The sequence below is a fragment of the Rhodococcus sp. ARC_M5 genome, from assembly GCF_022810405.1.
Classification (GTDB): domain Bacteria; phylum Actinomycetota; class Actinomycetes; order Mycobacteriales; family Mycobacteriaceae; genus Rhodococcoides; species Rhodococcoides navarretei.
Window position 1 is genome coordinate 309,050 of record NZ_JALGQE010000003.1, and the last position, 11,344, is coordinate 320,393.

Here is an 11,344-nt window from a genome sequence, read left to right on the forward strand (position 1 = left end):
ATCAGCTCCACAGGAAGCTGATCGCGATGGCTGCGGCGCACGCGAGCGTCACCACGATCAGCGTCACCGCGTCGGAGGCCTTGAAGCGCGCCTCGGTGGCGGTGATCATTCCGGTGCCGCCGCGGGCGGTGATGGCCCCACCCATCTCGTCGGCCCGTCGGATGGCCACCGACATCACCGTCGTGACGATGTCGACCAGGGAGTTGTCCGAGGCGCTGTTGACGACCGGTTTGGGGCGAAGGCGTCGGGCAGCGTTGAGGGTGCGCATCTCTTCGATCAGCAGCGGAAGCGACCGCAGGCTCAGGGCCACGGCGATCGCCCACTCGTCGACCGGCAGTTTCAGCTTCTTCAGCGGTGTGCCCAGTTTGGAGACCGCAGGGGCGATGTCGCTCATCGACGTAGTCCAGCCGATCATCATCGATGCCCCGAGCAGGACGAAGATGAACAGCGTCGCGCGCAGATACACGAGCACTGCCGCGCCGCCGATCGGCAGATTGATCAGAGCTCCGACGCCGAACAGGGCCCAGATCCACCACGGTGGACGTGGCACTGCCGTGATCGGGACGTGCGCGATGATCGCGGCGATGACCAACAGCGCGAAGACGATGCCGAGCGCGGGCCAGGTCGGTGCCACCACGAGAGTGATGGACAGCAGCACCACGACGACGAGCTTGGTGCCGGCCCACAGCCGATGGATCGGCGAGAACCGCGGAACTTGACGCAGTACGACGGTGGTCACGAATGCACGCTCCCCAGGATCGAATCGGAGACGATGTGGCCGTCGGCCATGGTGATGGTGCGGCTGCAGACGGTGTCCATACCGTCCACGTCGTGCGAGATGACGACGATGGCGACGCCGCGATCGCGCAGTCCGGCGAGAACGCCGATGATGTCGTCGCGTCCGGGTGGATCGAGCCCGGCCAGGGGTTCGTCGAGAACCAACATTCGAGGCCGTCGCGCGATGAGCCCGGCCAGTACGACGCGGCGCATCTGGCCACCGCTGAGCGAGTCGATGTCGCGAGCGGCCAACGATCTGTCCAGGCCCACGGCGTCCATTGCGGCCGATACTGTGGCAGAACCGGTTTCGGGTCCGGCGGCGGCCGCGATGTCCTCGGAGACGGTGCGCCGCTGCAACTGGAGGCGGGAGTGCTGAAACGCGAGGCCGACGTCGCCGACTCGTGCGGTCATCGCCTTGCCGTCGAGCTGTGCGGTGCCTGCCGTCGGGCCGGTGAGGCCGGCCATGATCCACGCGAGAGTGGACTTGCCCGAACCGTTTCCGCCGAGAACGAGCACACCCTCACCGCGCTTGACGGTGATGTCGATACCGTCCAGTGCGGCCTGCGCCCACGGGGTGCGTCGGTTGTAGGTGTGCTGGACGCTGTTCAGCTCGAGGAGCCGACCACTCGAATTATCATGCAGTGCAACGGGATTCTCTGTTCGAGCGTGCATCCACATCGAGTCGTGCTGCACCTGATGTCCCTCGTGCAGATGTACGACGCGATCTGCGGCGACGGTGTCCGAGACATGGTGGGTGACGAGGACGACCGACATCGTGTGCCTGCGGGGCAGTTCGGCGAGGAGCGAGACCAGGTGTTCGCGCCCCGAGGCGTCGATCATCGCGGTTGCCTCGTCGGCGATGAGCAGTGCGGGACGGCGAGCCAGTGCTGCGGCAACGGCGAGTCGCTGCATTTCGCCGCCGGACAGGGAGGCGGTGTCGCGGGCTCCCATGCCGCCGAGTCCGACCTCGTCGAGCAGCGCCTCCACGTCGGGACGCGAATCGCCGGGCGGCAGTCCCCACACCACGTCGTCGGCGACGCGGGTGCCGAGGATCTGGCTTTCGGGGCGCTGCAGCACCACCGCGGTGCCGCCGTACCGTCCGAGACCGGTCGAGCCGGGCCGACTCACGGTGCCCTCCGACGGTTCGAGGCCGGCGAGGATCCGCGTCAGCGTCGATTTCCCGGAACCGTTGTGGCCGACGATCGCCACGAACTCACCGGTTTCGATGCGAAGGGCGACGCCCGTCAACGCGGCTGTCGTACTTCCCGGGTAGCGGAATCCGACCGCATTCAGCGTGACCGGCAGCGGCCCGATCTCGTCGTCGGCGCTCGAGCCCAGAGGCTCGGGGGTGGGAATGGTGGAGAGACGGTCGAGGATGGCGGTGAGGATGAGCCACGCGAACAGCGTTCCGGTGACGATGCCGAAGGCGATCGACCCGCCGGCCCACCACCACCAGTTGTCGAGCACGGCCGTGGAGCCGGTGCGGATCACATCGGCAACGCCTTGCAGCGCCGATGTCCGCTCGAGCAGCCGAGAGATGCCCTCGAAGGTATTACGGAGAGTCTCGAGAAACAGCTCGCGCAGCGGAACGAGAACGAGCAGGATCAGCACTGTCAGGGCTCCGAGCACCGGCCCGACGACCATCGAGGTGACCAGAACACCGAACAGTCCCTGCTTCTTGCGCTTCGCCCGCCCCACCAGGCCGCCCAGTAGGGCGGCGCTGGCGACGGTGATGGCCGTCTGAGTTCCGGCTGCGACGAATCCAACGAGGGTGCCGGCCACCGCAGCCGTGACCAGTGCCCGAGTCCGATACCGGAGCGCAACCACCGACATGGGAATCGCGGCGACGACCTGAAGGATCGCCGCCATCGGTACGAGCACGCCGATCACCGTCAGGGCAACGGTGAAGCTGCTCATGACGGCAGCGGTCGCGAGTTCCTGCGGACCGAGGGGCCCTGACTTGGGCGTGGACGAAGAGCTGACGGTCACTGCTCCAGTGTGCCAGCCTGAGATCAGCGGCTGCGCTGGCTCGTGGCAGGCCCTGCTGCGCGACGGCTGTGGCCGCCACCACCGCTCCGCGGCTGACCACCACTGCGGGGCTGTCCGCCACTGCGCGGCTGACCACCGGAGCGGGCCGGGCCGCCGCGGCGCGCGTTGTTGCTGTTGCGCGGGGTTCCGGCGCGGGCCGGTGCCGGCTCGGCCTTCGGTGCGGGCTGGACGTAGCGAGCCTGCTCGCCGACGAGATTCGCCACTGCGGGCGAGTCGGCGGTGACGCGGATGGGCGTGACCTTGATATCGGCCTTGCGCAGGAGAACTGCGGTGTCCTTGCGCTGCTCGGGCAGGACGACGGTCACGACGTCGCCGGCGCTTCCCGCGCGCGCCGTGCGACCGGAACGGTGCAGGTACGCCTTGTGCTCGGCCGGGGGATCGACGTGAACGACGAGCTGGACGTCGTCGACGTGGACGCCGCGGGCCGCAACGTCGGTGGCGACGAGAACGCGGGCCTGACCGGAGGAGAAGGCTGCGAGGTTGCGGTCACGGGCGGCCTGCGAAAGGTTGCCGTGCAGGTCGACGGACGGGATTCCGGCGTCGGTGAGCTGCTTGGCGAGCTTGCGGGCCTGGTGCTTGGTGCGCATGAACAGGATGCGGCGTCCGGTGCCCGAGGCGAGCTGGTGGACGAGCTTCTTCTTGGCGTCGACGCCGTCGACCTCGAACACGCTGTGCGTCATGGCCTCGACGTGTGACGTGGCCTCGTCGACGGAGTGCGTGATCTGGTTGTGCAGGAAGCGCTTGACGAGCTTGTCGACACCGTTGTCCAGGGTCGCGGAGAACAGCATGCGCTGGCCCTTGTCCGGGGTGGCGGCGAGGATGCGGGTGACGACGGGCAGGAACCCGAGGTCGGCCATGTGGTCTGCCTCGTCGAGGACGGTGATCTGAACGCCGTCGAGCGTGAGGTGGCGCTGCTTCATCAGGTCCTCGAGGCGTCCGGGGCAGGCGACGACGATGTCGACTCCGCCCTTGAGTGCGGAGACCTGGCGAACCTGCGAGACGCCACCGAAGATCGTGGTGACCTTCAGCGAGTATGCGGCGGCGAGGGGCTCGATCGCGACGGCGATCTGGGTGGCGAGCTCACGCGTCGGCGCGAGAATCAGGCCACGCGGGCGGCCGGGCTTGCGGTTGCCGGGAAGCTGCCCGGCGAGGCGAGCGACCATCGGGATGGCGAAAGCGAGTGTCTTTCCGCTGCCGGTCTTTCCGCGTCCGAGCACGTCGCGTCCCTGCAGTGTGTCGGGGAGCGTATCGGCCTGGATGGGGAATGCCTCGGTCTTGCCCTGGCTCGCGAGTACGTCCGCGATGGCCTGGGGTACGCCGAGCGCAGCAAAAGTCTGTGGGGTCGTCATAGTGATGAAAAGTGCCTTTCGGGCAGGGTGTTGCACCTGCGGGCCTTGGGCCGAGATGCAAAGGTGGCGAGACTGCCGGTGGGCAGTTTCGATCGCCGTAAGAGAAGCCTGTGCAGGGTGCACATGGTGATTCGGGAGCAATTCCACGACGTCTGGCGTGCACTTGTGCGCGCCGTTGTCGAGTGTAACCGAGTTGTGGCTCGGTCTCTTCCCGCGGCAACCTGTCATGCGGCGTCGTCATCGAAGAGGCCGGTGAGTATCACGTTCTCGATTCGCGAGTTGTACAGCTCCACCACCGGCATCGGCGGCGCACTCGAATCATAGGTGTGCCCGGTCGGTGGGATGAGTGTATATCGGTGTCGTGCGTTGTGTTTGTCTCGTCTTGCTTCGGCCGTCCAGCCGTCGCCTTCTTTCGCGTAATTGCATGCGGCACAAAGGCCTGCGCCGTTCTCGGCACTGGTAGTGCCGTTCGCGGAGTGGGGTCTGATGTGGTCGTGGTGACGGATCGGCGCGTCGCACCACGGGGTGCGGCAGGTGCGATCGCGGAGATCGATGAGGCGTCCGAGCGCGGTGGGAAACGCGCGCGATCCGGACTCGACGGCCGTCAATGCGCCGGACTTCGGGTGGGCGTAGAGGCGGCGCAATGCGACGTGCGTCTCACTGTCGAGTGTGTCTCGAATGAGTTGCCGTGCGACGTCGGACGGAATGTCGCCGTAGCCGTGCATGTATGCGGACGTGTCACCGCCGGCAAGGAGGGTGGAATCCGAGATGACGACGTCGACGGTCACCGGAGGGCCCTGTGCTGCGGATGCGCCGGTGACGCGCTCGAATACGAGGTCGGCCATGATCTGGTCGCGGGTGCGTGTGTCGCCGCCGGAGTTGATGATGGTGTCGGCGTCTCGTCGCAGCGTCGCCCACATGCAGACCATCTTCTCCATCGAGGTGAGGACCGTGAAGAAGCCCATCGATTCAGGTGCTGGCCGGGTGCTGGTGCGCCGGGCGGCATAGGCCTTGGCGCGTCGTTTCACCTGGGAGGCGGCGTCGAGTTCGTTAGCGAGTGCGCGGGCGCGGCCTTCGATGGTGCGGTCGCCGGCACCGGCGAGTGTGGCGGGATCTGCGCAGAGTCGCTCGTCGATGGTGCGGCGATCGTCGACGGTGAGGCATGCGGTTTCGCGAGCGAGGATCATGGCGCGCCACTCGTTGAGTTCCCCGGCTCGTAGGCGAGCCAGGGTGTGCGGCATTTCGTGTACGAGCGCACGAGCAAGGCCGAGGTGGGTGCCGCCGCGGTTCGGTGATTCGCGTCGGGCCAAGCCGATCTGTGACGCAATACCGATGCGCCACTGGGCTTTCGGTCTGCCGCGCTCTCTGCGTTCGTTGCTGATGGACGTCGCCACGGCGTCGGTCACCACGGCTTGCGCTGCCACGCTGGCGCTTTTCATCGTTTCGAGGGCCGAGATCAGATCGATGCCGGCTGCTGCGTCGGCGTCGAACTCCGACGACTGAAGGCGCGCAACGAAACGCAGCACTTCATCGGACGTCAACGGTGAATCTTGTACGGCTGTGACCACGAGTTCCTCCCCAGTACTCGAATGCATGTTCGATGATACGGGTGATTTTTCGGCAGCGCAATAGCCGCAGGCAAGTGGGGAGGGTGGAGCGCGGAGTCGACTCGGATGGTGCCCTCGGCAGGATTCGAACCTGCGACCTACCCTTTAGGAGAGGGTTGCTCTATCCCCTGAGCTACGAAGGCTGGTGATCGTTCTGCTGATCCGAAGCCATTGTCCAGCAACGACTTTCGATCCATCGAACAATCGGTTGCGGATGGGTTCGCTGTCGAGATGCACAGCTGGCCCACATCGCGCTCGCTAGTCTAGCGGCCCACCGTGGCGATCGTGAAGCAGGTTGCCGCTGCTCGTCACCGTCCCGGTCAGTGACGTGATCAGGTTCAGGGCAGTGCGGTGCTGGTGAGCGGTGTAGTCGGCGATCGATTCGATGCCGACGAAGCACTGGACATCGCGGGCGAAAGCGTCGAATGTCGTCGCGAGAATTCCCGCCGATGCGAACACTCCCACGATGATGAGCTGGTCACGGACGCGTCGGCGCAGTTCTACTTCCAGATCGGTGGCGTAGAAGGCGCTGTAGCTGCGCTTTGCGATCGGAACGAAGTCCGGCTCGGTAACCGCAACCTCCTCGGCGGACGGACCCAAGCCACACATCGGTCCCAGCAGTCCACGCTGCTCGATGACACTCGCTGCCCGCGGGCCACTCGCCAGGATGGGTACCCCCACGGCCCGGGCGCGCGTGACCACCGTCGACACCTCCGCAGCAACCCGCGAACGCACCGAGTGGTGCAGCACATTCAGGTAATACGGCTGCATGTCGTGGACCAGAACGGCGACCCGCTCGGGCTGCACCTCCCACTCGGGGCCACCCGCACAGTCGCGCAGGCTTTTGGCGTCGTACTCCTCGACTTCGACGCTGAATGTGGCCACGTCGATCACCCTTCCCTCCCGCAAACGCGAGCGCATTTGCCAGACGCGCGCAGGCTCGTCACACTATTCCGCTCGCACCTGACGAACGCGCGCGCGTTTGCGGATCCCAGAGGCCCAGCAACGCAGAACCAGACGATCCCCACCACCTAATCTGCCGCAATAGCTTCCACGATGTTCAGTCGAGACGCATGCACGGCAGGGGGAGCCGAACCCAACAGTGACAGGCCCAGGGCAACGAGTCCGTACAGCAGCACCGACCAGCTCGCGGTGTAGGCGACCGGAATTCCGATGCTGGCTCCGAGGATCAGGGTGCTCAGATATTGCAGACCCGCACCGATGATGAGGCCGAGGACACCGCCGACGATGCCGACCGACAGCGCCTCGGCGAGCACCATTCGCGCCAGGGTTCCCCGGCCGCCGCCCATGGCCCGCAGCACCCCGAGTTCGCGGCGACGCTCCAGTACCGACAGCGTCAACGTGTTGAGCAACGCGACCGCAGCGACGAGCGCGACGATCCACTGCAGCGCGATGGCCAGTGCACCGGACTGTCGGATGGCCGCACTGGTTCCCTCTAGTGCGGCTGCGCCGGTGTAGACGAACGCCTCGGGCGGCAGCGTCGAACGCAGTGAATCCTGCACGGCGGCAACGTCTCCGTCGACGCTGATCTCCAGGTAGGTGGCCCCGGGTCGGTCGTACCACCGCTGCATCGAATCCAGCGAGATCGCCATCGTGCCGCCGGCGGCGTTGATGTAGTCGACCAGATCCAGCACCCGCACGTTCTGTACGCCGGTCGGCGTCGGGAGGTCGATGTAGTCGCCCACCGAAACGCCCAGCGTTCTGCCGAACCCCTGGGACAGCACCACCCCGTCACCGGCGAGCACCTGGGACCGCACGTCGTCGGTGAGCGATGCGAGCGTCACTGCATTGCTTCCGTCGGCGACGCCCTGGATGGATACCGTCTCGCCGTCGATCGTCGCGTATGCCCACTGCCCCTCGACGACGCGAGAGACACCGGGAGTCGATGCCACGGCGTCGGCCACCTCGGTGGGGACGATCGGGCCCGACGGAATGGCGTCGGGCGAGGTCATCGAGACGTACAGGTCGGTGTTCGCCAACGACGACAAGGACTCGGCTGCGGAGTCGGTCATGTTGGTCAGCGAACCCGACACTCCCACACTGACTCCCACCGCGATCACGATCGTCATCACGGTTGCCCAGATACGCCGCGGGGCGCGTTCGATGGTGGCTGTCGCGAGGCGTCCGGCACCACCCCAGCGGCGGGGGACTGCTGCAGTGACCGACACGATCGGACCGGTCGCGCCGACGCACAGCGCGACGACGCCGAACATGAACAGGGCACCGGCTCCGAGGGTCAGTTGTCCGTCGACGTTGACGGCGAACACGAACGCCCCGGCGATGGCGAGCACCCCGAACACGGTCGCGGCCAGGGTGAATCGCAGACCGGGGCCACCCGAGGTCTCTCCGCCGCCGACTGCGAGCGCCTCGATCGGCGAGATGCGATACACCTGCACGGCCGCGACCGCCGAGGCTCCGACACAGGCCAGCACACACGCCACGATCGCCACCGGAATCGCGAAGCCGGGCAGCACGTATTCGATCCGCGCATCGAACGCCTGCGACAGGAACGGCGGCAGACTCTCGATCGCGATGCGGCCCATGGCGATTCCCAGCGGGACTCCGACGGCTCCGCCGACCAGACCCACCAGCACGGACTCGAACAGCAGATCTCGCACGATATCGGCGCGCCTGCCACCGACGGCTCGGAGCAGAGAGATGGTGGGTCGACGCTTCGCGATGGCCATGTTCATGACGTTGAAGACGAGGAAGGCCGCGACGACGAACGCGATGAGCGAGACCATCAGCGTGGCATTGCGAGTCAGGCTCATCGCCTGGTTCGCGCGATCGGCCCGGAAGTCCGGATTCATCACCGACACTCGTCCGGCCAACGCCGCGTCGAGGTCCGACCGCAGCGTCTCACCGCCGCCGAGGACGAAGATCGAATCGAGCTGATCGGGGCGGTCGGTGAGCGCCTGAGCCGTCGGGAGAAGCGCGACGGCGAACATACCTCCGCCGATACGCTGCGTCCCCGGGCCGTCGACCACGCCGACCACCGCCGTCGGGACGTCGTCGATGGTGACGGTATCGCCCTGCGTCAGACCCGTTGCGGCTCCGACCAAGACACCGGACGGGTCGGTCAGCAACCCCGCCGCGTCGCCGACGGCACCCTCGAAGTCCGACTGCAGAGCCGTGATCGACGAGTCGACACCGAGAACGGTGAGATCTCCGGCGTCGGACCGAACGGTGCTGCGCAACAGTGGAACCGCTGTTTCGACGCCGGGAACAGCACGGACGGCGTCGAGTTCGCTCCGATCGAAGCCCGAGTCGGTGACACCGACGACCTCGTAGTTCGCGTTACCGGCGATCGACACCGCAAGACGCTCGACGGATCCGGTCAGGGATCCGTAGGTGCCGAGGACGGCGATGAGCAACCCGGCTGCGACGGCGACGACGCCGGCCGAGACCAACGAACGCACCCAGTGCATGCGAAGGTCGCGAAGGCTGATGACTCGAAATCTGCTGAGCGCGGTACCGATCACCGATCGAGACCGGCCGTCAAGGTGTCGGTCTCGACGCGTCCGTCGATCATGCTGACGATGCGATCGGTGGACCGTGCCGCCTCGAGGTCATGGGTCGCCATCACCACTGCTCGACGCCCCTCGCTGGCGTGCGCCACGTCGGCGAGGATCTCGAGGACGTTGTGGGAGGTCTTCGAATCGAGATTGCCGGTCGGTTCGTCGGCGATCAGCAGTGCCGGATCCATCATCAACGCTCGCGCGATCGCGATGCGCTGGATCTGACCGCCGGACAACTGGGCCGGACGGTGTTCGGATCGGTTCGAGAGTCCGACCATCTCGAGCAGACGCATCGCGTCTGATCTGGCCTTCTTGATGGGGGTCCCGTCGAGCAGCTTGGGGACGGCGACGTTCTCCCACGCCGACATCGTCGGCAGCAGGTTGAAGAACTGGAAGACGAAGCCCACCTGGTGGCGTCGGAAATCGGATTGGGCGTTGTCGTCGAGGGTGGTGACCTCGACGTCGCCGAATCGAATGGAACCCGACGTCGGGGTGTCGAGTGCGCCGAGCATGTGCAGCAGTGTCGACTTACCTGCACCGGACGGTGCGACGAGCGAGACGAACTGGCCGCCCTCGATCGTGAGATCGATACCGTCCAAGGCGCGGACGGGTTGCTCGCCGGTGGGGTACTCCTTGACCACACCGGCCAGCTCGAGCTTCAACTTCGTCATGCCACGATCCCCTGCTCCTCGAATACCCCCGACGCTACCTGCCGTCGGGTCGAGAAACCGGCCGGAGTTCTCAGATCACGCTGCGCCGCGCGAGGATTCGAGTCGGCGGGCCACCAGGGCGGCCTGCAGGTGTCGGATTCCCGAGGGACGGGTGGGGTCGAACCCGGTGAGCTGAGCGATCCGCTTGAGGCGATAATCGACGGTGTTGGTGTGCAGATGGAGCTGGCGCGCGGACCGTTGACGGTTCAGATCGTGCGAGATGTGGATCTCGAGGGTCTCGAGCAGCTCGGGTGAGGAGTCCAGTGGTTCGAGGATCTGCGTCAGATGGCGTCGACCAGGTCCCGGGCGCGTGAGCTGGTATTCCAGCACCAGGTCGTCCATGCGGTACAGGCCGGACGGGCGGTGCAGCTGATGCGCCAGCGACAGCAGTTCGTGTACCTGATCGGCTGCGGTGGGGATGTCGGCGGTTGCGGCCTGCTCGGCGGTGACGGTGACAGGAACCTCCGCGGCGGTACCGATGCGGTGCACCAGGGCCTCGACCCATTCGTCGTCGTGAACACCGGGGATCAGCACGGTGCCGCCCTCGGTGCTGAGCAGGGACAGCGGAGTGCGACCGCAGATCGTGGCCAGCTCGGCCTGAACACGCCGCAGTTTTCGGCGGGCGGCGACGGTCTTCTGGATGTTGGGGTCGTTCTCGTCCGGGTGGGGCGGCACCGAGATGGCGAGCACGAGGTAGCTGTCGGCGAGTTCGATGCCGGACTGACGAGCCATCGAGACGGCGTTGTGGCCGCTGAGCAGCGAGGTCACCAGGGTGTGGGCTGCCGTGTGGTGCTCGCTGGCCACGGCCTGAAGCTCTTCGACATAGCTCTTGCTGGCGGCGATGGACACCTTCTCCGACAGCAGCACGAACATGCGTGCGGCTTCGATCAGCTGTGCTGCGTCGCCCTCGCCTGCTCGCTTCGATACGAGATTCCAGCCGATCTGGATGCCCTCGTGATACACGCTGAGAACCGATTCGAGCGGAACGCCTTCGCGGGCCCACTGGCTGGCCTTGGCGCGCAGTTCGGCCAGGTCGGACTCGGCAGGAGCGCGTCGTTCGTCGAGCATCTGCACGGCGATACTGATGCATTTGACGGTGAATTCGGTGACGTCGCCGTGGAGCTGTTCGCCCGGCAACGACCCACAGGGAGTGTTGGCGGCGAAGTGGCCGACGAGGAGCCGCGCCACCGCGCGGAAGTCGCGAAGAGGAGCCGACGCAGGCTGACCCGCGACCATGATTCCGAGGCTAGTCGAGTTGTGAACGGTCACAGATCAACCCTTCGTGTTGAGTTCTTCAGGTCATCGGAGAACAA

Annotated in this window: 8 protein-coding genes and 1 tRNA gene; all 9 read right to left on the reverse strand. The window is 66.3% G+C overall.

Translation table 11 applies throughout. The features are described from left to right. Position 1 precedes the first annotated feature (1 nt). On the reverse strand, positions 2 to 739 hold the full coding sequence (locus tag MTX34_RS06990; RefSeq protein ID WP_243608882.1) for an energy-coupling factor transporter transmembrane protein EcfT: 738 nt from the start codon (positions 737 to 739) through the stop codon (positions 2 to 4). Beyond that, a complete protein-coding gene (locus MTX34_RS06995) occupies positions 736 to 2,766 on the reverse strand; it encodes an ATP-binding cassette domain-containing protein (RefSeq protein WP_243608883.1) in 2,031 nt (676 codons plus the stop codon). The genes MTX34_RS06990 and MTX34_RS06995 overlap by 4 nt, the downstream gene beginning before the upstream one ends. 23 nt (positions 2,767 to 2,789) lie before the next feature. Further along, positions 2,790 to 4,175 (reverse strand): DEAD/DEAH box helicase, encoded by a 1,386-nt coding sequence (locus tag MTX34_RS07000; protein WP_243593734.1) that lies wholly within the window; start codon positions 4,173 to 4,175, stop codon positions 2,790 to 2,792. Positions 4,176 to 4,399: 224 nt separating this feature from the next. Then, entirely contained in the window at positions 4,400 to 5,743 is a 1,344-nt protein-coding gene (locus MTX34_RS07005) for an HNH endonuclease (RefSeq protein ID WP_374639019.1), read from the reverse strand. A gap of 106 nt (positions 5,744 to 5,849) precedes the next feature. Continuing rightward, positions 5,850 to 5,925 (reverse strand) — tRNA-Arg (locus MTX34_RS07010). A 115-nt stretch (positions 5,926 to 6,040) separates the two neighbouring features. Next, on the reverse strand, positions 6,041 to 6,667 hold the full coding sequence (locus MTX34_RS07015; protein WP_243608885.1) for an isochorismatase family protein: 627 nt from the start codon (positions 6,665 to 6,667) through the stop codon (positions 6,041 to 6,043). A gap of 146 nt (positions 6,668 to 6,813) precedes the next feature. Continuing rightward, on the reverse strand, positions 6,814 to 9,231 hold the full coding sequence (locus MTX34_RS07020) for an FtsX-like permease family protein (protein ID WP_243608886.1): 2,418 nt from the start codon (positions 9,229 to 9,231) through the stop codon (positions 6,814 to 6,816). Positions 9,232 to 9,281: 50 nt separating this feature from the next. After that, entirely contained in the window at positions 9,282 to 9,992 is a 711-nt protein-coding gene (locus MTX34_RS07025; RefSeq protein ID WP_243608887.1) for an ABC transporter ATP-binding protein, read from the reverse strand. A gap of 75 nt (positions 9,993 to 10,067) precedes the next feature. Next, the gene (locus MTX34_RS07030) at positions 10,068 to 11,267 is read right to left on the reverse strand and encodes a CdaR family transcriptional regulator (protein ID WP_230592574.1); all 1,200 of its coding nucleotides are present in this window, start codon (positions 11,265 to 11,267) and stop codon (positions 10,068 to 10,070) included. Positions 11,268 to 11,344: the final 77 nt, after the last annotated feature.